The organism is Rahnella sp. PAMC25617 (genome assembly GCF_050606005.1).
GTDB classification, from domain to species: Bacteria; Pseudomonadota; Gammaproteobacteria; order Enterobacterales; family Enterobacteriaceae; genus Rahnella; species Rahnella variigena.
Window position 1 is genome coordinate 95,492 of record NZ_JBOCUM010000007.1, and the last position, 23,517, is coordinate 119,008.

The window sequence follows — 23,517 nt, forward strand, 5'->3', positions numbered from 1 at the left end:
TCTAAATATTAACATTGCGAATTTTATTGGGATTATCCATTTACCATATCAATATGGTTTTTATGATTCATCATCGCGACTCTGGCACGTATTTTACTTTCAAGCTGGTCAATTATTTTATCGTTGTCAAAACGTTCTTTCTGACGTACGCCTCCTTCATAAAAACTGCTTTTATTATGACCGCCGGCAACGCCTAAGGTTGATACCAATGCTTCACCCGGACCATTCACGACACACCCAATAATTGACACATCCATCGGAAGGGTAATATCTTCAAGGCGTTGTTCCAGTTCATTAACGGTTTTAATCACATCAAATTCCTGCCGGGAACAGGTTGGACAGGCTATAAAGTTAATACCACGGGAGCGAATACGCAGGGATTTTAAAATATCGAATCCTACCTTCACTTCTTCGACAGGATCAGCGGCGAGAGAGACACGCAGAGTATCGCCAATCCCCTCTGACAGCAGCATGCCCAGTCCAATCGCCGATTTTACGGAACCACTGCGCAATCCGCCTGCTTCAGTGATCCCCAGATGCAGAGGTTGAACAATTTGTGCCGCCAGCAAACGGTATGACTGTACCGCCAGAAAAACATCTGACGCTTTTACACTGATTTTAAACATATCAAAATTCAGGCGGTCCAGAATATCTACGTGACGCATCGCAGACTCCAGCAAGGCTTCCGGTGTGGGTTCGCCATACTTTTCCTGAATATCTTTTTCCAGTGAACCGCCATTGATGCCGATGCGAATGGGGATATTTTTGTCACGTGCGCAGTCAACGACCGAGCGAATACGGGCTTCATTACCAATATTACCGGGATTTATTCTCAGGCAATCAGCACCGTATTTTGCAACCTGCAACGCTATCCGATAATCAAAATGAATATCTGCGATCAGGGGAACATTCACCTGTTCCTTAATCATTCTGAATGCTTCCGCCGCATCCATAGTTGGGACTGATACACGAACAATGTCTGCGCCTGCTTTTTCAAGAGCATTAATCTGACTCACCGTGGCATTCACGTCGTTCGTATTGGTATTCGTCATTGACTGTACCGTTATTGGCGAATCTCCGCCAACAGGCACTTTGCCCACATAAAGTAATGTTGATTTACGTCTTACGATTGGACTTTTTTGAGCATCGCTCATGGATATATCCTTATAAATAAAAATCAGGGAAACTTAAAAAATCACTTCCAAATGAAAGTTTATTCTACGTGCTTCAGGGGATCCCCATACACCGATAAATGTGAATATTTTAAGGTGAATCTCAAAAATAACATGTGCCTCTTTATTTTTCATTTTTGAAAAACTCACCCCAAAAGGTATCAATAATGTTGCTGGCCTTTATCACTTATGTTTCGTCGAAGCCCTTTGCGTATGGCATTTCTATTTTATCTCTTTGATTATTTAATTTTGTTGTTTTACATCCCTGTAACACTCGGGAATAGTGAAAGCGTCACCTCACGGTCATCACCCCTTAAAATAAGAATGCAGGGTAAAAATAATAATGATGAAACATAGCGCAACCATCACAGCCACCGCCATCGCGGCAATATTAAGTTTTTCATCAGCGGCATACGCCGCGCCGGGAATTGATCTGATTGCCAATGAAACCCCCATTAATACGCCGAAAAGCCCGGAAGCCGTGGCAAAAATCCCGGCAAACTTTAAGTTTGTCGAACCGGGCACCCTGACCGTTGCACTGGCGGTTCTTGGGAGCGCCCCGCCGTTCGGGCTGTATGCCCGCGATAACAAAACCGTGATCGGCAGCGAAGCCGATATCGCCCGTCTGGTGGCGGACGGTTTAGGCCTGAAACTCAAAGTGGTGCCGGCTTCATGGGAAGACTGGCCGCTGGGCGTGACGTCGGGGAAATACGACGCTGCCATCTACAACATCACCGTCACTAAAGATCGCAAAACCAAGTTTGATTTCGCGACCTATCGTCAGGACACGCTGGGCTTTTACGTGAAAAGCGACAGCAAAATCACATCCATTACTTCCGCGCCGGATATCGCCGGTAAACGCATCATCGTCGGTTCCGGCACCAATCAGGAAGCCGTGTTGCTGGCCTGGGACAAAGAGAATCAGGCCAAGGGATTACCGGCACTGAAACCGCAATATGTCACCGATGACGCCGCTGCCACGCTGGCGATCCAGTCCGGTCGCGCTGATGCCACTTTTGGGCCTAACGTCACCGGTGCGTATAAAGCACTGCTGACCGGCAAAACCAAACTGGTCGGCACGGTGCCGGGCGGCTGGCCGAAAACCGCCAATATCGCGGTGACGCTGAAAAAAGGTAACGGACTGGTGGATGCCGTGCAGGCGTCGCTGAACAGCGCCATTGCCAGCGGGGCTTATATCAAAGTGCTGGATCGCTGGGGTGAAAGCGTTGAGAAGATCGACCATTCAGAAATTAACCCGCCGGGACTGGGCGATTAATCAGAGGACGCCACGATGAGCGAAGACGTATTTATCCAGACCGTAGCGGAAGATCCGCTGATTGCGCCGGTGATTCAGGGTTTATTCGGCGAATACCGTGAACGTTACGGCGACTATTTTGCCAGCAAAGAACCTGAAGATGACAGCGTGTTCGCCCGGCCCGACGGCGCATTTATTGTTCTGCTAAGAAACGGAGCGCCCATTGCGATGGGCGCGTATAAGCGATACGACGCCGAAACCGCCGAGCTGAAACGCATCTGGACGCACCGCTCGCTGCGCCGTCAGGGGCTGGCACAGAAAATATTGCATGAACTGGAGCGCCGCGCTGCCGCTTACGGTTATCGGCAGGTGTTTCTCACCACCGGTTTCCGCCAGCCGGAAGCGGTCGGGTTGTACTTATCTCACGGTTATCAGCCGCAGTTCGATACGCGACTGGATCCGGAAGTCTATTCCCGGCCTCCTTATGACGGTCGTCTGCCGTTTACCAAGAAACTGACCGCCGACGTTCCGGTGTCGTAATCAGCAGCAAACAGAAAGAGAAAGACTATGAGCGAAAATGCCCCTTCATCTGTGAATCATCCCCCGCTGAAAGTGGTGCCGGCGCGTTATCCGTGGCGGCTGGCCGGTGCCGTCTTTTCGGCGTTTATTCTGCTCGGGATTATTCAGTCGATTGCGACAAATTCCCGCTGGGAATGGGGCGTGTTCAGGCAATGGTTTTTTGATCCGGTGATTTTATCGGGTCTGGGCAAGACGCTGTTACTCACCCTGCTGGGCACCCTGTTTGGCGTCATTTTCGGCACGGCTCTCGCCCTCGCCCGCCTGTCGAAATCTTATCTGCTGAATGCGCTGGCCTGGGGCTATATCTGGCTGTTCCGCTCATTGCCGCTGTTGCTGGTATTAATCATCCTCTACAACTTTTCCTATCTGTACGACAACCTGTCACTGGGCATTCCGTTCACCACAATATCCTTTTTCAGCACCCCGACGGTGGATTTGCTGGATCAGTTTTCGGTTGCCGTTCTCGGCCTTTCGCTGGTGCAGTCTGCCTATACCGCAGAAATTATCCGTGGCGGGATTTTAGGCGTTGAGCACGGGCAGCATGAAGCCGCCGCCGCGCTGGGATTACCGGCTTACCGTCGCACCTTCCGCATTATTTTGCCGCAGGCGCTGCGCTCCATTCTCCCGACCGGATTTAATGAAGTGATCAGCCTGGCGAAAGGCACGTCGATTGTTTATGTGCTGTCGATGCCGGAACTGTTTTATACCGTGCAGGTGATTTACAACCGCACGCAGCAGGTCATTCCGTTGCTGATGGTGGCGACGATCTGGTATCTGCTGATCACCACCGTGCTGTCTGTATTGCAGTATTACGTCGAACGTTATTTCTCCCGCGGCACCGTGCGTCAGGTCGCGCCGACTCCGTTGCAGCGTCTGCGTCAGTGGCGCGTTGCCCGTCCTCAATAAAGGGAAAATCCTATGTCCGAAGCCTTTGATTTATTCGTTAACCGCCCGGCAGATGCTCCCGCAGAACGGCAATTTGTGCCTAAACCGCACAGTGCGACCGTCGGGCGCATCGACATCAGCAATCTGAGTAAATATTACGGCGCACACAAGGCGCTGGATAACGTCAGTCTGAGCATCGAACCGGGTACGGTGACGGTGATCCTCGGCCCTTCCGGCTCGGGAAAATCCACCCTGCTGCGCACCATTAATCATCTGGAACGGGTTGATGAAGGTTTTATCCAGATTGATGGCGATTACATTGGTTACCGGCGCAAAGGCGACACGCTGTATGAACTGAAAGAACGCGCCATTCTCAAGCAACGTACTCACGTCGGGTATGTGTTCCAGAATTTCAATTTATTCCCGCACATGACCGTGCTGGATAACATTATCGAAGCGCCGGTGGTTCACGGATTGCTGAGCCGCAAACAGGCCATCGCCCGTGCGTATGAATTGCTCGACACCGTCGGCCTGCGTGAAAAAGCACTGGCATGGCCGCGCCATCTGTCAGGCGGACAGCAACAACGCATCGCCATTGCCCGCGCGCTGGCACTCAATCCGAAAGTGATGTTATTTGATGAACCCACATCAGCGCTGGATCCCGAACTGGTCGGCGAGGTGCTGGACGTGATCAAAAAACTGGCGCAGTCAGGCGTCACGCTGGTGGTAGTGACGCATGAAATAGGCTTTGCGCGTCAGGTGGCCGATCAGGTGGTGTTTATGGTGGATGGCGCAGTAGTGGAAACCGGCAGCGCGGCGCAGGTGCTCGACCGTCCACGTCATGCGCGTACCCGCAGGTTTCTGAAAAAAGTGCTGTAAATACGGGTTGCTGGTGATGTGAAAAGATGAAAGCCCGGACAGTCGCCGGGCTTTTTACAGAAATGAGGGAGGAATTAAGAGTACGCGTGCAGCGTATGTTTACACAGTTCTGAACGCACGCAATCCTCTTTGCCAAACTGAATGATGCCAACCATCTCGTCTTCTTCGAAGCGGGACATTGCATCGCTGAGACCCGATACTACGCCACGTGGTAAATCGCACTGGGTAATATCACCGTTAACGATCACCGTCACGTTTTCACCGAGACGGGTCAGGAACATTTTCATCTGACTGGCCGTGACATTCTGGGCTTCATCCAGAATAACCACTGCATTTTCAAAAGTTCGCCCGCGCATATAAGCGAATGGCGCAATTTCAACTTTGCCTATTTCCGGTCGCAAGCAATATTGCAGGAATGATGAACCCAGTCGACGTAATAAGATGTCGTAAACCGGACGGAAATAAGGCGCGAACTTCTCAGAAATATCGCCGGGTAAGAAACCGAGATCTTCATCGGCCTGCAATACCGGACGTGTCACTATAATTCTGTCGATTTCTTTATGAATTAATGCCTCTGCCGCTTTCGCAGCGCTGATAAATGTTTTGCCGCAGCCCGCTTCGCCGGTGGCAAAAATTAACTGCTTATTCTCTATGGCTGATAAGTAATGACCTTGAGCTTCAGTACGCGCTTCGATGACGGAAGTATCGCGACTGTCGCGAGCCATTCCGATCGATTCCAAACCGCCCATCTGTACCAGTGACGTCACAGACTCTTCCTCGCGCTGGCGGTGACTGCGTGAATCATTACGAATAACACGTTTTGCTTCACGACGAGCTTTGATCACTGCTTTCTGTCTTCCCATAGTGGCACCTTACAGTTTGATTCACTTAACGCTAAGGCATAATGCCCGCACGATTATGTTTCACTAACAAATGAGGTTTTGGTCTCCTTTTAGACCAAGTAGAGCCAATGAATAACGTGAAGAGGAAAATAAACCAAAGCGATTGGATAATAATCTCCTGGTTGTTTTCTGTTCACGAGGAGGCATTGCCAATGTCGTCAATAATGACAAACCGCTGACCCATAAAATGAGATATCCAGGATAAAAGCCAGTGATATTCACATCATTTTTATCAACAATTGAGGGGTCATTTAAAGAACAGGGTTGAGGTTGCGTGAATGATGATTGTTGTAAAAAGCGGCAGGAATAAACTGAAAATGATGACGTCAATATTGGAGAGACGGTGGCCTTGCCCTCGTTTGCATTTAAGCGACAACAACGAGTCAGGCAGTGAAGCATGTTATTTTCGTTCACCAGCCCAAACATGGACTTTACCATTCGCGCTCCCCGCAGTGTTATTAACGGCACCTGCCGTACACCTTGTGAAAACCTGTCTTGTACATCTTAAAAACTATCACTTTATAATTTCAGTATAATGACAGCTGAAATATTTGCGTTACCAAAATGTAAAAAAGTTTGTGGCTGGCGTCAATAGGATCACGCGGATCTTTTTCAGATCCTCCGCAAGCACGCTGAATTTTACTCAGGTCAGCAGATTGTTTTTCTTTTCATTGATGAAGTAACTGTTAATGCCATCTGCCAGCGCACGGGCCATTTTCTCCTGAAAGACCGGTTCGCCGAGCAGTTTTTCTTCCTGTTTATTGGTGATGAAAGAGGTCTCCACCAGCACCGAGGGAATGCGTGGAGATTTTAAAACCGCAAAACCTGCCTGCTCCGGATGCGGGCTGTGCATGTGATGGACTTTGACGATATTCGCCGCCAGATGCGTGCCAAAATTCATGCTGCGATGAATGGTTTCGTGCTGGTCGAGATCAAACAGCGTTTCTTTAAGATATTGATCGTCTGTCTTAAAATCGTTGTCGTACAGCACGTCTGCGCTGTTTTCACTTTGCGATAAATACCGCGCCATCGCGCTGCCTGCGCCGTGCTCTGACAGGGCAAAAACCGACGCGCCCGACACCTGATCGTTAGTAAACCCGTCGGCGTGGATGGAAATAAACAGGTCCGCCTGGTGCTGATGCGCCAGACTGACGCGGTGATACAGCGGGATAAATACGTCGTCCTGACGCGTCAGCACTGCATGAATACCGTGCTGTTTATCCAGCAACGTTTGCAACCGTCTGGCGATGTGCAACACCACGTGTTTTTCGTAAGTGCCTTCATTGCCGATCGCACCCGGATCCTTACCGCCGTGACCGGGATCGATCATCACCAGCAGCGGTTTCTCTGCGCGCGGCGTGGTGGTGGTGACGGGGATTACCTGCGGCAAATTCTGCGCGGCATTCTGTTCTGTGATCGAGACTTTCAGCACGCCATTCTCAGTACTGCGCGTAATCACTGGTTTACCCTTCACCTGCAATACAATACGCGCCACGTCCGGGCTGAAATGGGCAAGACGCCCTTCTGCCACCCACGGGAATTTCTGCCGCACTACGGTCAGCGCATGTTCCAGTTCTGGCGGGAAAGACGTCACCGGCATGTCGATCACCACCCGCTCCGGCGCGCTGAGTATAAACACGCGACAACGCTTATCGGCTGCGGGTAATTCAACGTGGATCTGACTGGCATCCGACGTCATGGTGATGCGTACCGCTTTTTGAGCAGCGTAAAGCCGCGGCGCCGTCAGCGACAGCCCGATACCGAAAATCAGCAGTTTTCTGCGGGAATGGTTGATGGTCATAGCAATCTCAGAACTGGCATCGTGATAAATCATTTACGCGATTTATCATCATGACATTACTGAGATTTTCAGGAATTAAGCGGAGTATTAACAGGTCGTGAATTGCGTAACCAGGCGTAAAAAGCATTTCAGGATTGAGTTCCTCCCCCTTCTCAGCGGGAGGAGCTCAATTATGCTTCGATCAAAGATTGTCCGAGGTAGTGACTTTCATCTTTATTGCCCGGCAGCGTGAAGAAGAAACCGCCGCCATTGGGACGGATGTATTCTTCCAGCGCTTCACCGTTCAGGCGTTTTTGCACCGTCAGGAACCCTTTCTCAAGATCATGCTGATAACAGACAAAAATCAGCCCCATTTCCAGCTGGCCGGAATTGGTCACGCCCAGCGAATAGCTGTAACCACGACGCAGCATCAGATTGTCGTCGGTTTCTTTAGTGCGCGGATTGGCCAGCCTGATATGCGCGTCGAGCGGGATCACTTTACCGTCAGGGTCTTTGGTGTAATCCGGCACATCGTGCTCTTTTTCCATGCCCAGTGGCGCGCCGGTGGCTTTATGGCGACCAAAAATGGATTGCTGTTCCTGCAACGGCGTGCGGTCCCAGAATTCCACTTTGAACGGGATCAGACGTGTCACCTGATAGCTGCCACCCGTTGTCCAGGCTGGCTCAGCCTGATCTGGCGTCACCCAGATGGCTTTATCCATCAGCGGCTTGTCTTTTGAATCCGGATTGGCCGTGCCGTCTTTAAAGCCCAGCAGGTTAATCGGCGTCTCTTTACCCTGACTGCGCGCGGCATGAGAAGAGATAAAGCCGTCACGACGCCAGCGCACGCTGAGCAAATCCGGCGTGTATTTGATGATGTCGCGCAACGCGTGAACCACGGTATCGCTGTTGTTGGCGCAGATTTGCAATGACAGGTCACCGTGACAAAGTTTCGCATCGAGGGAATCATTCGGAAAACGCGTCATGCGGCTTAATTTCAGTGGTTTATGCGCTGCCAGTCCAAAGCGTTCATCAAACAGCGATTCGCCGACGGACAATGTCATGGTCAGGTTATCGGGATAAATTTCAGCGCCCATCACTCCGGAATCCATCGGCGGGAATTTCGGATCCAGTGACGGCGCGGTGCCGCCGGTGGTCAGAAATGCAAAACGTGAATCCAGCAGACGGAATAAACGCTCCAGATCGGCTTTGTTGGTGGCCAGCACGTCAAAGGACACCAGCATCATCGAGGCCTGCTGCGGCGTTAAAATCCCCGCCTGATGTTCGCCATAATACGGTTGCTTGCCCCAACGCTCGTCGGGGGAAACGGTGCCTGGCGTGTATTCTTTTTTTGCTCCGGGTGCTTTCTCAGCCTGCGCAGTCGCTGCGCCGCCCAGGGCAAATGCCCCGCCTAACAATCCCACGCCTTTTAACAAGCTGCGGCGTGAAGAAGAAATGTCGTCCTGATTATTGTTTTTGTGACTCATTGCTATGCCTCGGGAAAACACTTCTCCCCCTGCAAAGGGGGAGAAGTTCTTATCAATCTAAACCAAGCACACCGCGCAGTTTAGCCAGATCTTCGGCCAGCGTGGTGATCGGGCCTTTCATGGCGTTACGGTCGGCATCTGACAGTTTTTCGTAGTTCTCGTAACCGTCTTTGGTTTTGTATTTATCCAGCAGGGAATCGACAGTTTTGAAGTTCGCGTCGATTTTATCCAGCAGCGGCTTGTCGGCTTTTTCCAGCAGCGGACGCAGCAGGTTTACGATTTTCTGCGCGCCGTCGAGGTTAGCGCGGAAGTCCCACAGGTCGGTGCGGCTGTAACGATCTTCTTCACCGCTGATTTTGCTGGCTGCCACTTCTTCGATAAGCCCTGCTGCACCGCCGACCACTTTACTCGGCGGGAAGGTCAGGTCAGTGATACGTTTTTGCAGATCAACCGTGTCGGTATACAGCTTGTCAGCAAAAGGCTCCGCGCCTTTGGTGGTTTTATCTGCGAAGAGGATTTTCTCCAGACGGTGGAAACCGGTGAAGTTTGGATCTTCCGCTTTTTTCTCGAAATCGTCTTCACGGGCATCAATGCTGCCGTCCAGATCTGAGAACAATTCCGCGATAGGCTCGATGCGCTCATAGTAAACGCGGGTGGATGCATACAGGGACTGCGCTTTCGCCAGGTCGCCTTTCTTAATGGCATCGGTGAACGCTTTGGTGTGGGAAACCAGTTCGCCAACCTGCTGAGTCACATACACTTTATATTCTGCAATCGGCCCGACCAGCGCCATCGCGTCCGGTTTAGCGGAAGCCGCCGCGCCTTCTGCGGTCACGGTCAGTTTGCCCTTCGGATTGCTCAGCAGGCCGCAGGTCATGTCATATTCGCCCGGCTCCAGATTGGCAGTCATTTTCTGAGTGAAGCCCGGCGCGACGTTTTCACGCTCTTCCACCACCATCACGCCTTTCAGAATTTCCCATTCCAGGTTTTTCTGGCTGTCGTTGTGGATAACAAACTGTGTTTTACCGGCCGGGACGCTGAGCGCCATCGGTTCACACTGTTTATCATTCACAGTAATTTTGACCTGACGAACGTCGGCTGCCAGTACGTTTGCGCTCAGCGCAAAAGCCGGCAGAGACAGCAGTGCAATCTGTAAAGCTTTACGGCGAAAATGTGGCATGTACAACTCCATGGCAAAGGCAAGGTGATGAAAAATAGATGAAATCAACGTGGTGTTTTTTGCCCGGCAGAGGCCGCGGCGGCCACAGAGGATTTTCCCTGAGGCATAAAAAAGAAGAACAGCGCCGGGATCAGGTACAGGAAATAGACCAGCACTTCGCTCACACTTGGCGCTTCCTGATAACCAAACATCCCTTCCAGCAAGGTGCCGAACAGGGAATGCGTGGAGAGCGTATTGCTCAAATCAAATGCAATGTCCTGCAAACCGTTCCACAATCCCGCTTCGTGGAATGCGCGGATCGCACCTGCCGCCAGACCGGCCGCAACGAAGAGGATAAACAGGCTGGTCCATTTGAAAAATTTTGCCAGATGCAGTTTCACACCACCGTAGTAGATGAGGAAACCCAGCACGATGGCCGCGCCCAGCCCCAGCATGGCGCCGATGGGTGCGGCTATTCCTACGTCTTGCTGGAAAGCCGCCAGCAGGAAAAACACCGATTCCAGGCCTTCACGCGCGACGGCAAAGAACACCATCGCCACCAGCGCCCAGCCCTGCCCGCGCCCGGAACTGAGCGCGTTATCAATCGCGCCTTCCAGATGCACCTTGATGGAACGCGACACTTTGCGCATCCAGAACACCATGTAAGTCAGAATGCATACCGCGACCACGGCAACGATGCCTTCAAATAATTCCTGCTGCTTTTGCGGAAATTCACCGGTGGTGGCGTTGATGAACAGACCCAGCGCCAGACATAACGCCGCAGCAACGAACACGCCAATCCAGACCACACCGAGCCACTGCCCGCGTTGCGTCCGTTTTAAATAGCTGGCGATCAGGCTGACAATCAGCGCCGCTTCCAGCCCTTCGCGAAACATAATGAGAAACGGAACGAACATAGCGATAACTCCTGACCCCATGAATCGGCAAAAACTGTAAGGGCTCTGTAAAGAAAAGTAAAAAGAAACGATAGTGATTATCATTCTTGCCAAAAGAAATACAAGAGGTAACCGACCCTTTTTTGCAGGCGTCCGAGGAAATGCGCATGAAATGACAGAGCGGGACTTTCTTTAATGAAACGCCTGGTGAAACACGTGGTGAGAAGTATGGGGAAAAGTGTGGCGGGAGAGTCAGAGAAACGGGGTCAGATGACCCCGTTTCTCGTTGTTGTGAGGGCAAAAAAAGCGTTACGGCTAAAAAGGCCGCGTATTAAATGGTGTTGTATTCTGCTTCTGCCGTCGTGAAACGCTCTTCCACCGCAGCAGAAGGTTTGCGTCCCATCAGGCTGACAATCCAGATAGCCAGCGAAGCAAAGATAAAGCCCGGAATGATTTCGTACAGTTCAGCCCAGCCATATTGTTTCCACAAGATAACCGTGACCGCACCGACGATCATGCCCGCGAGCGCGCCGTTACGCGTCATGCGTTTCCACATCACCGAAATCAGGATAACCGGACCAAACGCCGCACCGAAACCGGCCCACGCGTAGCTCACCAGACCCAGCACCCGGTTTTCAGGATTGGCAGCCAGCGCAATCGCCACCAGCGCAACAACCAGCACCATCAGACGACCAATCCACACCAGTTCACGCTGACTCGCGCCCTTACGCAGGAACGCTTTGTACAAGTCTTCGGTGATCGCACTCGAACATACCAGCAGCTGGCAGCTCAGGGTACTCATCACCGCCGCCAGAATGGCGGACAGCAAGATACCGGCAATCCACGGGTTGAACAGGATTTTCGCCAGCTCGATGAATACGCGCTCACCGTTTTGCGTCACGTTGCCCGCTTCGCCCGGATTATTGCTGAAGTACGCAATCCCGAAGAAACCCACCGCGATGGTGCCTGCCAGACACAGAATCATCCAGGTCATACTGATGCGACGTGCGCTGCGGATAGTGTGATGTGAATCGGCGGCCATGAAACGCGCCAGAATGTGCGGCTGACCAAAATAGCCCAGTCCCCAGCCCAGCAGTGACAAAATCGCCACCAGATTCATGCCCTTAAACATATCGGTGTACTCAGGGTTTTTGGCCTTGATCACCATCATCGAGGTATCAATGCCGCCCACGGCGAGGATAACGATCACCGGCGTGAGGATCAGCGCGAAAATCATCAGGCTGGCCTGGACGGTATCTGTCCAGCTGACCGCCAGAAAACCGCCGATAAAGGTATAAATGATGGTCGCTGCCGCACCGGCCCACAGCGCCGTCTGATACGTCATGCCAAAGGTGCTTTCAAACAGACGCGCACCGGCCACGATGCCGGAAGCGCAATAAATGGTGAAGAACACCAAAATCACGATCGCCGAGATAATACGCAGTAGCTTGCTGGAATCTTCAAAACGATGGGTGAAGTAATCCGGCAACGTCAGTGCGTTGTTGTTGGCTTCGGTATGCACACGTAAGCGCCCCGCCACCAGTTTCCAGTTCAGATACGCGCCGATCGTCAGACCAATCGCAATCCAGCTTTCGGAAATTCCGGAAATAAAAATCGCGCCCGGTAACCCCATTAACAGCCAGCCGCTCATATCAGAAGCCCCGGCTGAAAGCGCCGTGACCACGCTGCCTAAACTGCGTCCACCCAGAATATAATCATCAAAGTTTTTGGTTCGTAAATACGCGATGAGCCCTATCAAAATCATCCCGAAAATATAAACACAAAACGTCACCAGCATCGGTGTGTTCATTGTCATTCCATTCTCCACTTTCTTCTTATTTGCGATGTTGTCCGGCACCTGTCTGTCATGACGCCCTTCTTATGAAAGACTGTCAAAAGCCTGCCGGGGCGAGATGATGGCTGAAACCGGCAAAGGTTTCAGCATTACTCTCCATATTTTTATCGTTACGCGTCATTAGTCAGCGTCTTAAGTAGGGTTGTTATTCAAAAATCCTGTCGTGCCGGATACTGGTTCAGCGGCAACGACTTTTCAATTGTTTTAACAATTTCGATACTTAAAATTCACTCTCCATCACAGTTATTTTGTATCCGGGTTGCACGTTGCAACTGCGTAAGTTGCACCCGCTGCATCCCTTCTGATTAGCGTGATATCAGTCAGACAGGCTTTTCCAGACGCCGCATTTTGTTAAAAATGCCAAATAAATCACATCAGGCATACTTCGTGCATTAACAGGGTTGCACAAGGTTGCAACATAGAAGATATTGCTTGCCATAAAGATAATGAATTCACCTGAACCTTTTCATATGGAGTGGTTGCGCATGGGTATGACAACGATGGGCGTGAAGCTGGACGAGAGCACACGCGACAGGCTAAAAGAGGCGGCGCTTAAAATTGACCGCACGCCGCACTGGCTGATTAAGCAGTCGATTTTTTCCTATCTGGAACGTCTGGAAAATGGCGATGCTTTGCCGGAGATCCCGGCGCTGAACGGCGCCACTGCTGGCGAAATCGACGAGGCTGCATTACCGGCGGTTCAGGAAACGCATCAGCCGTTCCTTGATTTTGCCGAGCAGATTTTACCGCAGTCGGTCAGCCGTTCCGCCATTACCGCCGCCTATCGTCGTCCCGAGCCTGAAGCGGTTTCTATGCTGCTGGAACAGGCCCGTTTACCTGCCCCGCTTGGCAACGCTGCGCTGAAACTGGCCGCCGACATCGCCACAAAACTGCGTAACCAGAAGAGTGCAAACGGTCGCGCCGGGATGGTGCAAAGCCTGTTGCAGGAATTCTCCCTGTCTTCTCAGGAAGGCGTGGCGCTGATGTGTCTCGCCGAAGCCTTATTGCGTATTCCGGACAAACCAACGCGTGACGCGTTAATCCGCGACAAAATCAGCAACGGCAACTGGCATTCTCATCTGGGCCGCAGCCCGTCGCTGTTCGTCAACGCCGCCACCTGGGGTTTGCTGTTCACCGGTAAACTGGTGGCGACACATAACGAAGCCAGCCTGTCGACATCACTCAACCGCATTATCGGTAAAAGTGGCGAACCGCTGATCCGCAAAGGCGTGGATATGGCGATGCGTCTGATGGGCGAACAGTTCGTGACCGGTGAAACTATCGCCGAAGCGCTGGCCAATGCCCGCAAGCACGAAGAAAAAGGCTTCCGTTATTCCTACGATATGCTGGGTGAAGCGGCGCTGACGGAAAAAGATGCGCAGGCGTACTTGCAGTCTTATCAGCAGGCCATTAATGCCATCGGTAAAGCGTCTAACGGTCGCGGCATTTATGAAGGCCCCGGAATTTCCATCAAACTTTCCGCCCTGCATCCGCGTTACAGCCGCGCGCAGTACGAACGTGTGATGGACGAGTTATACCCGCGCCTGCTTTCCCTGACCTTGCTGGCGCGCAGTTACGACATCGGTATTAACATTGACGCCGAAGAAGCTGACCGTCTGGAAATCTCTCTCGACCTGCTGGAAAAACTCTGCTTCGAACCGGAACTGGCGGGCTGGAACGGCATCGGTTTCGTCATTCAGGCTTACCAGAAACGTTGCCCGATGGTGATTGATTATCTGACCAATCTGGCACAACGCAGCCGTCGTCGTCTGATGATCCGTCTGGTTAAAGGCGCGTACTGGGACAGCGAAATCAAGCGCGCGCAGGTTGAAGGTCTGGAAGATTACCCGGTGTATACCCGCAAGGTTTACACCGACGTTTCTTATCTGGCCTGCGCCCGCAAACTGCTGGCGGTGCCGAACCTGATTTATCCGCAGTTCGCGACGCACAACGCCCACACCGTGGCGGCCATTTATCAGCTGGCGGGTAATAACTATTATCCGGGTCAGTACGAGTTCCAGTGCCTGCACGGCATGGGAGAACCGCTGTACGAGCAGGTTGTCGGTAAGATTACCGAAGGCAAACTGAACCGCCCTTGCCGTATTTATGCACCGGTCGGCACGCACGAAACGCTGCTGGCGTATCTGGTGCGTCGTCTGCTGGAAAACGGCGCGAACACTTCATTCGTTAACCGTATCGCCGATGCCACGCTGCCGATTGAAGAACTGGTTGCCGATCCGGTGCTGGCTGTTGAAGCGCTGGCCGCCAGCGAAGGTCAGGTCGGATTGCCGCACCCGCGTATTGCCCTGGCGCGTAATCTTTACGGCAGCTCTTATGGTACAGCACGCGTGAACTCCGCCGGTCTGGATATGTCCAGCGAGCACCGTCTGGCTTCCCTTTCCAGTGCCCTGCTGCAAAGCGCCAGTCATCCGGTGAAAGCCCAGCCGATTATCGATGCACAAACTGACGACGGCGAGTTCCTGCCGGTGCGCAACCCGGCGCAAAACAGCGACATCGTCGGGTACGTGCGCGAAGCCACCGAAGCTGAAATCAGCCGTGCGCTTGACGCTTCTGCCGCCGCCGGTGCCATCTGGTTTGCGACGCCTCCCGAAGAGCGTGCCGCAATCCTGCAACGCGGTGCAGAACTGATGGAAGCGCAGTTGCAAAACCTGCTTGGCGTGCTGGTGCGTGAGGCCGGAAAAACCTTTAATAACGCCATCGCCGAAGTGCGTGAAGCCGTGGACTTCCTGCATTATTACGCCGGTCAGATCCGTGAAGATTTCGCTAACGACACCCACCGTCCGCTGGGCCCCGTCGTATGTATCAGCCCGTGGAACTTCCCGCTGGCCATTTTCACCGGTCAGATTGCGGCGGCACTTGCTGCCGGTAACAGCGTGCTGGCAAAACCGGCTGAACAAACGCCGCTGATTGCTGCATTAGCCGTGGGCATTTTGCATGAAGCGGGTGTTCCGGCTGGCGTACTGCAACTGCTGCCGGGTCAGGGTGAAACCGTCGGTTCGCAGCTGGTGAATGACGAGCGCGTGCGCGGCGTGCTGTTTACCGGCTCGACAGATGTCGCAGGTATCCTGCAACGCAACATTGCCGGTCGTCTGGATCCGCAGGGGCGCCCGACGCCGCTTATCGCCGAAACCGGCGGTCTGAACGCGATGATTGTCGATTCCTCCGCACTGACCGAACAGGTGGTGACGGATGTGGTTGCCTCGGCATTCGACAGTGCCGGTCAGCGTTGTTCCGCCCTGCGCGTATTGTGTATTCAGGACGACGTAGCCGATCACACGCTGCAAATGCTGCGCGGTGCGATGGCGGAATGCCGCATGGGCAATCCGGAACGTCTGTGTACCGATATCGGCCCGGTGATCGACGCCGAAGCCAAAGCGGGTATTGAGAAACACATCGATGCGATGCGCGCCAAAGGCCGCACCGTGTATCAGGCGTCGCAGGAATTTGCCGCCGATCAGCAGGAATGGCCGCACGGTACCTTTGTGAAACCTACGCTTATCGAGCTGGAAAGTTTCGATGAGATGAAGAAAGAAATTTTCGGACCGGTACTGCACGTGGTGCGTTATGCCCGTCAGGATCTGGATAAGCTGATCGGTCAGATTAATGCGGCCGGTTACGGCCTGACGCTGGGTATTCATACCCGCATCGATGAAACCATTCATCGTGTCACGCAGCAGGCGCACGTCGGCAATATGTACGTGAACCGCAATATGGTCGGCGCAGTGGTTGGCGTGCAGCCATTCGGTGGCGAAGGATTGTCGGGCACGGGCCCGAAAGCCGGGGGGCCGCTGTATCTGTATCGCCTGCTGAGCAGCCGTCCGCAGAATGCCGTGCAGCAAACGTTGCTGCGTCAGGACAGAGAGCTGCCGCTGGATACGTCAGTACGCGAAGCGCTGCTGGCACCGCACCGCGCCCTGCAACAATGGGCAACGGAGCAGAAACACCGCGAGGAGTTAGTGGCAGTTTGCGAGCGGTTCGCGCAGACCAGTCAGGGCGGCACATTGCGCACCCTACCGGGGCCGACCGGCGAACGCAACACTTACGCATTGCTGCCGCGTGAACGTGTTCTGGCGCTGGCCGATAATCAGGAAGATGCGCTGACCCAGCTGGCGGCAGTAACTGCTACCGGTTGCCACATTCTGTGGCCGGATGCGCCGCTGCAACGCGACCTGTTCAATACGTTGCCGAAAGCCGTGCAGGAACGGGTTGATTTCACCAAAGACTGGCAGAACGACACGCTGGTGTTTGATGCGGTGATTTATCACGGTGACGCCGATCAGCTGCGCGAACTGTGTCAGACCATCGCCCAGCGTTCCGGGCCGATTATCTCGGTGCAGGGTTTTGCGCGTGGGGAAGACAACATCCTGCTGGAACGTCTGCTGCATGAGCGTTCATTAAGCGTGAACACGGCGGCGGCGGGCGGGAATGCCAGCCTGATGACCATCGGCTAACCACGGGTAAAACATCAGGAAAAACTGACGTGCTCCTTCCGCTGATTATTGCGGCAGGAGCACGGTTTTTAGTACCGGAACTGCGTTCTGAGCCCTGCTCCGGTGGCGATTTGCCAGCCGGTAATGGTGTAAACCGAAAGGCGCTCGATCAGTCCGACCGGTAAAATATCCAATAAAACAGCAACAGATAACCGGATATTTACTCCTTGCTCACCGTATCAAGATACAGCTGACTGCCCGCCACGTTCTGACTCGCGCCCTTCACGTTGTCACGGATTGCCACCAGCAATTTGCTCTGTAACGCCACCACGAACGGTGAACTTTTTTGCAGCTCACGCTGTAAATCGGCGTACAGCGCCTTGCGTTTTTCCGGGTCAGATTCTGCGGCAGCGGCGCGTGTCTGTTTGCTGATTTCCGGGATCACCCACTGAATACGCTGAGCCAGCGTTTTCGGGCCATTCGGCACGTTATACGCAAAGGTGCTGGCGTTGGTATTCGGATCGAGATAATCCGCGCCCCAGTAGGTGAAGATGGACTGGAATTTGTGCGCCCGCATACGGGTCAGCACGTCGCTTTCTACCAGCGGATGCACCACTAAACTGATGTCAGCTTTGGCAAAACTGGCCTGTAATGCCTGCGCGATATCAGAATATGGCGGCTGGTTTATGACGATTAAATCGATTTTAGTGCCCGGCGCGATACCGCCTTTGCTGAGAATGGCTTTGGCTTTCGCCACATCATATTTAAACGGCTGGTCATCAATGGCACCGGCCAGACCATCAGGCAGGAAGGTCTGATGAATACCGTACTGGCCTTTGAGCAGGTCAGTCGAAATCCCCTGATAATCCACCAGCCAGCGGGCGGCTTCCCATAATGCCGGATTCGCCAGCGCCGGTTGAGTGGTATCGCCGACGTTAAACGCCAGATAGAACACTTTTGCCGCCGGGAACTGCGCGACATGCACGCCCTTCTCTTTTTGCAGCGAGCTGAACTGGTCTGCCCCCAGATCATACGCGACGTCCGCATCTCCGTTCAGCACCAGCAACCGGCGGGTGGACGGGTCACCGACGTTTTTAAACAGCACGTTTTCCAGTTTGGCTAACGGCTTCGCATTCTGATTTCGCTTGAGGATTAACGCCTCATGAGGCACATAGTTGCGCACCTCAAACGGACCGCTACCTGCTGAACGCGAACGCAGCCAGCTGTTGCCGAAATCGTTCTGTTCGGCATGTTCTTTCAGCAGTTTACTGTCCACGATACCGGCGACAGGCGCGGATAAGATACTCAGCACTAACCCGCTGCCAATATCGGCAGGCCAGCTGAGCTGCACTTTATCGTCGCTCAGTTTTTTCAGATTGCCGTCGACGTTCTCCGGCGTCCAGCCCAGTTCCCCCAGAATAAATGACGGGCTTTTATTGAGTTTGACCACGCGGGTGAACGAGTAAATCACGTCGTCTGCGGTCAGCGGATTGCCGCTGGAAAATTTCTGGCCGGGCTTGAGGGTAAAGATCAGGCTGTGTCCGTCCGGCCCCGGCTGCCAGCTGGCGGCAGCATCCGGATCCAGCTTATCAGGATGCTGACGGTCAGACGCCACCAGCTGCTGATACAGATTGACCAGATTACCGGAGCTGACCGTTTCAAAACTTTCAGCCGGATCCAGGCTGATAATACCTTCGAGAGAACCGGCCACCACCAGCGTATCCGCAGGCGTTGCGGCGTCCACGCGGGTAACCGCCATCATGAGCAAAAATAACAGGGAAGGAACACGGACTTTCATTGAGGTCATACTCCACAGGTGAAAAGGCAATTTTTTCGAGTGTAGAGTGTCGGCGGCACCGCCAGAACCATGAAATAACGCTATGTATTTCAGGAAAATAGATTAAGACGCTGGATTACGAAAACAGAACCGGGAATGAAGGATTGTACCAACGGGATATGTGGCGCACCGCAATACGCCCCTAAGTTATTGTACCCTGCCTTACTGATAGTTCACGATCACCTGATTGCTTACCACCCGCAGCGGCGTATTCAGCGCACCGGAACCGGGCACGAAATACACGAATCTCAGCGGGGAAATGGCGGCCTGACCGTAAAAGGATTTCGTCATTCCGCCTTCGGCATCCAGCATCACGCAGTGATTGACCGTATTACACAACTGCACCTGCAAGCCCGCCGGTCTTGCGCCGAGCAGTTCATATTTCCAGCTGATGCTGGTGATGGTCGCTGAGGTCCGCTGTCTGACGGGCGCGGAGCGGGTCGCTGCCAGTGCCGCCGAGGACATCATCACACCGCGATTTTGCAGCGTGACGCCGTGGCGGGTGTCAGACCATGAGCCTGTGGCGGCCATCGCAGACAGACTCAGTGTTCCCAGCAGCAACATCACCAGGCGGCGCATATTATTCCCCGCCGATGGTAGCAGTCATACGGATCTGACGGCTGTCGGTCATTTCCAGATTCGACATCACCACGATATTTGGCAGCGAACGGCGCAGGAAGCGCGACAACAGCGGACGCAGCGCATGATTGACCAGCAGAACCGGCGGTGCGCCAAGCATATCCTGACGCTGTAACGCGGCTTCGGATTGGGTCAGCAACCGTTCGGCCAGCCCCGGCTCGAGGCCTCCCCCGCTTTGTAAGGCCTGTAACAGCAGGCGTTCCAGCGAGGTATCAAGGCCGATGACCTGCACTTCGCCATTACCCGGGAACCATTGCTGAGTGATGGCTCGTCCCAGCGCAACACGGACCACGGACGTCAGTTCGTTCGGATCCGGCTGATTCGGCGCGTACTCTGCCAGCGTTTCAACGATGGTACGCATGTCGCGGATAGAGACCCGCTCGGAGAGCAGATTCTGCAACACTTTATGCATGTTGGTCAGGGAAATGACGCCCGGAATGAAATCTTCCGTCAGCTTCGGCATTTCTTTGGTGACGCGCTCCATCAGTTCCTGCGTTTCCTGACGGCCAAACAGCTCTTTAGCGTGCAGGCTGATCAGGTGATTGAGGTGCGTCGCGACTACGGTACTGGCTTCCACCACGGTGAAGCCCTGAATTTGTGCCTGTTCGCGCATGGCGGGTTCAATCCACACCGCCGCCAGCCCGAATGCCGGATCCACCGTCGGTTCGCCCGGCAGTTCGCCAATCGCGCTGCCCGGGTTAATTGCCATCCAGCGCCCCGGATGTGCGGTACCGGTGCCAATTTCCACGCCTTTCATCAGAATACGGTAGCCCGCAGGCGGCAGTTCGAGGTTGTCGCGGATATGAATGACCGGCGGCAGATAGCCCATTTCCTGCGCGAATTTCTTACGGATACTGCGGATACGTCCCAGCAGCTCGCCGTTCTGCGCAAAATCCACCATCGGGATCAGGCGGTAACCCACTTCCATCCCCAGCGGATCCTCAAGCTGCACGTCCTGCCAGCTGGCTTCCACCATCTGTTTGCCGCTTTCAGCCGCCGCCGGAACTGCTTCTTTCGCCTGAGGTTTTTTCTGCTCCTGTCCGCGCGTCCACCACGCCAGTGCTAACAGACCGGCAGTAAACATCAGGAACACCAGGTTTGGCATCCCCGGCACCATACCGAGCAAGCCCAGAACACCGGCGCTCAGCATCATTACGCGCGGATTGCGGAACAGCTGGGTGACCATCTGCTCGCCGACGTCTTCGTTGGTACCGACGCGGGTGACGATAACACCGGCAGCGGTGGAGATAACCAGCGCCGGGATCTGCGCGACCAGACCGTCACCGATGGTCAGCAGGGTGTAGCTTTCCGCCGCATGACCGAGATCCATACCGTGTTGCAACACACCGACCAGCAGGCCGCCGACCACGTTAATGATCATGATCATCAGACCGGCAACGGCGTCACCGCGCACGAATTTACTCGCACCGTCCATCGAACCGTAGAAGTCCGCTTCCTGCGTCACGTCGCTGCGGCGTTTTTTCGCTTCGTCTTCGCCAATCAGACCGGCGTTAAGATCCGCGTCGATTGCCATCTGTTTACCCGGCATCCCGTCGAGCACGAAACGCGCACCCACTTCGGCGATACGTCCGGCACCTTTGGTGATAACCATGAAGTTGATCAGCACGAGGATGATAAACACCACAATACCGATGGCGAAGTTCCCGCCGACCAGGAAGTGGCCGAAGGCTTCGATGACCCGTCCTGCTGCCGCGCCGCCGGTGTGACCTTCCATTAAGATCACACGCGTCGAGGCCACGTTCAGCGAAAGACGTAATAAGGTGGAAAACAGCAAAATGGTCGGGAACGCGGCGAAGTCCAGCGTACGCTGGGTGAACATCGCCACCAGAAGCACCATGATGGAAAGTGCAATGTTGAAGGTAAACAGCAAGTCGAGGATGAACGGTGGCAACGGCAGCACCATCATCGACAGGATGATCAGGATAAGAATGGGGCCTGCCAGCACCTGCCATTGTCCGGACTTAAAGTTGGCGGGTAAACGCAGTATCGCGGCCAGATTAGCCATGGGTATCACTCTCTCCTGCTGCAAAATCCAGGCCGTCAGGCACTGGCAAATGTTGAGGTTTTTTCGGGATCAGACCACCTTCACGCTTCCAGCGTTTGAGCTGATAAACCCAGGCCAGCACTTCCGCCACAGCCGCATATAATGCCGCCGGGATCTGCTGACCAATGTCACTATGCCGGTAAAGCGCACGTGCCAGAGGCGGCGCTTCCAGCATCGGAATTTTATGTTCGGCACCGAGTTCTTTGATGCGCAGCGCCACTTCACCTGCACCTTTCGCCAGAACCTTCGGCGCACTCATTTTGTTTTCGCTGTACTGCAACGCCACGGCGTAGTGCGTCGGGTTGGTGACAATCACGTCAGCTTTCGGCACATCGGCCATCATGCGGCGTTTTGCCATGGCACGTTGCTGCTGACGGATACGCCCTTTCACGTGCGGGTCGCCTTCCTGACTTTTATGTTCGTCGCGGATATCCTGCTTACTCATGCGCAGTTTTTTCAGGTTGCTCCAGATTTGCCAGAACACGTCGAATCCGACCATCGGCGTCAGTCCGAGTACCACCATCAGTCCGCAGAACACCACCATGTTCAGCGCTTCACCGAGCGCCGGGATGGTCGGTTGCGCCAGCAGGCGCATCATGTCCGGCCATTTATGCCACAAATACAATCCGGCGACGGTACCTACCAGTAACGCTTTGAGGATGGCTTTCAGCAGTTCGGCCAGCACCTGTCCGGAGAATAAACGTTTGAAACCGGCAATCGGATCCATCCGGCTGAATTTGAATTCAAAGGATTTACCGCTGAACATCAGGCCGCCGAGCAGTAACGGTGCAGCAAGGGCGATCAAAATCAGACCGCCGATCACCGGCAGTAACGCCCAGACCGCGCGTCCGAGCAACGTCGCCATCTGCTGCAAAACCTGACGGTCATCGCTGACCATGCCGTGATCGAATTTCAGCCCCTGAGAAATCATCACGCCAAGCTGGCGAGCCATCGATTCACCGGACATCCACAGCAGCGTTAAACCGCCGCCGAGCATCAGAACGGACGTCAGTTCGCGCGAGCGCGGGATTTGCCCTTCTTCACGTGCTTTTTCAAGCCTGTGTGCGGTGGGGGCCTCACTTTTTTCGAGATCGCTTTCTTCAGCCACCGGCGGTTCCTGTCAGCATTTACCCGGCGCATAAAAACGCGACAGGCACAATTTCAGGCTTAGCATGACAAACATCAGCAGGTTCGATGGGGAGAACAAAGGGAGGTTTTGAGGTCTTTTCCCTAAATCAAACGGGACGGCGTGCCTGGTTCAGGAAAGTGAAAATAGCGTAGGGTGCTGAGTCGTCGCCGGTAAAATTTACATTTGGCTATTTTGTGACAATCACGGAAATATCATCGCGCCGGACGCTTATGATTTACCCGCCAGTCAGACGGGGCACGCGTAATAGGAATAATCCTGGGATCCTCTAAGATTGATAAACAAAACAATTAATTATGGGGCCTGTTTAAATAACTTTTAAATTAAACAACGCAGGCAAAAAAACTAATTTCATGCATAATGGTTTCCTTATTACATTATATTTTTGGGATCTAAATCCCGAAATTTAATTACATAAGCCGGCGAATAATACATAGTCTGAATAATTCATTTGCTGAATGTATAATCTAATGCTTAAATAGCTCACCATCGCGTATGAAGCACAACAACCTGTAAAATAAAAGAATTG

Annotated in this window: 17 protein-coding genes and 1 pseudogene; 5 read left to right on the plus strand and 13 right to left on the minus strand. The window is 53.5% G+C overall.

Features of this window, described 5'->3' with window-relative positions:
• Positions 1–32: 32 nt before the first annotated feature.
• Complete coding sequence (ispG, locus tag ACM615_RS11335; protein WP_112289214.1) at positions 33–1,154, minus strand: flavodoxin-dependent (E)-4-hydroxy-3-methylbut-2-enyl-diphosphate synthase; 1,122 nt, start codon at positions 1,152–1,154, stop codon at positions 33–35.
• A 364-nt stretch (positions 1,155–1,518) separates the two neighbouring features.
• Here ispG and ACM615_RS11340 point away from each other — a divergent pair, with 364 nt between their 5' ends.
• Genes ACM615_RS11340 through ACM615_RS11355 form a run of 4 tightly spaced genes read left to right on the plus strand, consistent with a single transcriptional unit; the run spans position 1,519 to position 4,770 of the window.
• Positions 1,519–2,448 carry an ABC transporter substrate-binding protein gene (locus ACM615_RS11340; protein ID WP_181955548.1) on the plus strand — a complete coding sequence of 310 codons (930 nt, stop codon included), beginning with the start codon at positions 1,519–1,521 and terminating at the stop codon, positions 2,446–2,448.
• A 15-nt stretch (positions 2,449–2,463) separates the two neighbouring features.
• A complete protein-coding gene (locus ACM615_RS11345; RefSeq protein ID WP_112289212.1) occupies positions 2,464–2,967 on the plus strand; it encodes a GNAT family N-acetyltransferase in 504 nt (167 codons plus the stop codon).
• 27 nt (positions 2,968–2,994) lie between these two features.
• Positions 2,995–3,912, plus strand: a complete 918-nt coding sequence (locus tag ACM615_RS11350; protein ID WP_159282097.1) for an amino acid ABC transporter permease — start codon at positions 2,995–2,997, stop codon at positions 3,910–3,912.
• 12 nt (positions 3,913–3,924) lie between these two features.
• Positions 3,925–4,770, plus strand: coding sequence for an amino acid ABC transporter ATP-binding protein (locus ACM615_RS11355; protein WP_431011906.1), 846 nt, complete (start codon positions 3,925–3,927; stop codon positions 4,768–4,770).
• Positions 4,771–4,844: 74 nt separating this feature from the next.
• On the opposite strand, the gene phoH is transcribed toward ACM615_RS11355, so the two are convergent.
• From phoH to putP, 8 genes and pseudogenes are all read right to left on the minus strand, one after another.
• A complete protein-coding gene (gene phoH / locus ACM615_RS11360) occupies positions 4,845–5,633 on the minus strand; it encodes a phosphate starvation-inducible protein PhoH (protein ID WP_112289210.1) in 789 nt (262 codons plus the stop codon).
• 63 nt (positions 5,634–5,696) lie between these two features.
• Positions 5,697–6,110 (minus strand): hypothetical protein, encoded by a 414-nt coding sequence (locus ACM615_RS11365; protein ID WP_431011907.1) that lies wholly within the window; start codon positions 6,108–6,110, stop codon positions 5,697–5,699.
• Positions 6,111–6,315: 205 nt separating this feature from the next.
• Complete coding sequence (locus tag ACM615_RS11370; protein WP_431011912.1) at positions 6,316–7,146, minus strand: N-acetylmuramoyl-L-alanine amidase; 831 nt, start codon at positions 7,144–7,146, stop codon at positions 6,316–6,318.
• Positions 7,141–7,506, minus strand: a pseudogene (locus tag ACM615_RS11375) (AMIN domain-containing protein); the annotation flags it as partial. The pseudogene ACM615_RS11375 and the gene ACM615_RS11370, both read right to left, overlap by 6 nt.
• A gap of 137 nt (positions 7,507–7,643) precedes the next feature.
• Positions 7,644–8,939, minus strand: coding sequence for an iron uptake transporter deferrochelatase/peroxidase subunit (gene efeB, locus ACM615_RS11380; protein WP_129638709.1), 1,296 nt, complete (start codon positions 8,937–8,939; stop codon positions 7,644–7,646).
• A 52-nt stretch (positions 8,940–8,991) separates the two neighbouring features.
• A complete protein-coding gene (gene efeO / locus ACM615_RS11385; protein WP_165353144.1) occupies positions 8,992–10,119 on the minus strand; it encodes an iron uptake system protein EfeO in 1,128 nt (375 codons plus the stop codon).
• A gap of 44 nt (positions 10,120–10,163) precedes the next feature.
• The gene (efeU, locus tag ACM615_RS11390) at positions 10,164–11,015 is read right to left on the minus strand and encodes an iron uptake transporter permease EfeU (protein ID WP_112287884.1); all 852 of its coding nucleotides are present in this window, start codon (positions 11,013–11,015) and stop codon (positions 10,164–10,166) included.
• Between the two features lie 310 nt (positions 11,016–11,325).
• Positions 11,326–12,810 carry a sodium/proline symporter PutP gene (putP, locus tag ACM615_RS11395; RefSeq protein ID WP_132963931.1) on the minus strand — a complete coding sequence of 495 codons (1,485 nt, stop codon included), beginning with the start codon at positions 12,808–12,810 and terminating at the stop codon, positions 11,326–11,328.
• A gap of 524 nt (positions 12,811–13,334) precedes the next feature.
• Here putP and putA point away from each other — a divergent pair.
• Entirely contained in the window at positions 13,335–17,321 is a 3,987-nt protein-coding gene (gene putA / locus ACM615_RS11400) for a trifunctional transcriptional regulator/proline dehydrogenase/L-glutamate gamma-semialdehyde dehydrogenase (RefSeq protein WP_431011908.1), read from the plus strand.
• A 199-nt stretch (positions 17,322–17,520) separates the two neighbouring features.
• Here putA and ACM615_RS11405 read toward each other — a convergent pair whose 3' ends face one another.
• From ACM615_RS11405 to flhB, 4 genes are all read right to left on the minus strand, one after another.
• Positions 17,521–19,098, minus strand: a complete 1,578-nt coding sequence (locus ACM615_RS11405; protein WP_431011909.1) for an ABC transporter substrate-binding protein — start codon at positions 19,096–19,098, stop codon at positions 17,521–17,523.
• A 201-nt stretch (positions 19,099–19,299) separates the two neighbouring features.
• Positions 19,300–19,716 (minus strand): flagellar protein FlhE, encoded by a 417-nt coding sequence (locus tag ACM615_RS11410; protein WP_431011910.1) that lies wholly within the window; start codon positions 19,714–19,716, stop codon positions 19,300–19,302.
• 1 nt (position 19,717) lies between these two features.
• Positions 19,718–21,802 (minus strand): flagellar biosynthesis protein FlhA, encoded by a 2,085-nt coding sequence (gene flhA / locus ACM615_RS11415; RefSeq protein ID WP_112287876.1) that lies wholly within the window; start codon positions 21,800–21,802, stop codon positions 19,718–19,720.
• Complete coding sequence (flhB, locus tag ACM615_RS11420; RefSeq protein ID WP_120162748.1) at positions 21,795–22,949, minus strand: flagellar biosynthesis protein FlhB; 1,155 nt, start codon at positions 22,947–22,949, stop codon at positions 21,795–21,797. Before flhB ends, flhA begins: the two co-directional genes overlap by 8 nt.
• Positions 22,950–23,517: the final 568 nt, after the last annotated feature.

Excerpts from the sequence above, each read along its gene's own strand:
- ACM615_RS11355 (WP_431011906.1), top strand. The coding sequence starts at position 3,925 with ATGTCCGAAGCCTTTGATTTATTCGTTAACCGCCCGGCAGATGCTCCC.
- ACM615_RS11365 (WP_431011907.1), bottom strand. The coding sequence starts at position 6,110 with ATGGTAAAGTCCATGTTTGGGCTGGTGAACGAAAATAACATGCTTCAC.
- ACM615_RS11350 (WP_159282097.1), top strand. The coding sequence starts at position 2,995 with ATGAGCGAAAATGCCCCTTCATCTGTGAATCATCCCCCGCTGAAAGTG.
- efeB (WP_129638709.1), bottom strand. The coding sequence starts at position 8,939 with ATGAGTCACAAAAACAATAATCAGGACGACATTTCTTCTTCACGCCGC.
- efeU (WP_112287884.1), bottom strand. The coding sequence starts at position 11,015 with ATGTTCGTTCCGTTTCTCATTATGTTTCGCGAAGGGCTGGAAGCGGCG.
- ACM615_RS11340 (WP_181955548.1), top strand. The coding sequence starts at position 1,519 with ATGAAACATAGCGCAACCATCACAGCCACCGCCATCGCGGCAATATTA.
- putA (WP_431011908.1), top strand. The coding sequence starts at position 13,335 with ATGGGTATGACAACGATGGGCGTGAAGCTGGACGAGAGCACACGCGAC.
- ACM615_RS11405 (WP_431011909.1), bottom strand. The coding sequence starts at position 19,098 with ATGAAAGTCCGTGTTCCTTCCCTGTTATTTTTGCTCATGATGGCGGTT.
- ACM615_RS11410 (WP_431011910.1), bottom strand. The coding sequence starts at position 19,716 with ATGCGCCGCCTGGTGATGTTGCTGCTGGGAACACTGAGTCTGTCTGCG.
- ACM615_RS11345 (WP_112289212.1), top strand. The coding sequence starts at position 2,464 with ATGAGCGAAGACGTATTTATCCAGACCGTAGCGGAAGATCCGCTGATT.
- phoH (WP_112289210.1), bottom strand. The coding sequence starts at position 5,633 with ATGGGAAGACAGAAAGCAGTGATCAAAGCTCGTCGTGAAGCAAAACGT.
- efeO (WP_165353144.1), bottom strand. The coding sequence starts at position 10,119 with ATGCCACATTTTCGCCGTAAAGCTTTACAGATTGCACTGCTGTCTCTG.
- ispG (WP_112289214.1), bottom strand. The coding sequence starts at position 1,154 with ATGAGCGATGCTCAAAAAAGTCCAATCGTAAGACGTAAATCAACATTA.
- flhA (WP_112287876.1), bottom strand. The coding sequence starts at position 21,802 with ATGGCTAATCTGGCCGCGATACTGCGTTTACCCGCCAACTTTAAGTCC.
- putP (WP_132963931.1), bottom strand. The coding sequence starts at position 12,810 with ATGACAATGAACACACCGATGCTGGTGACGTTTTGTGTTTATATTTTC.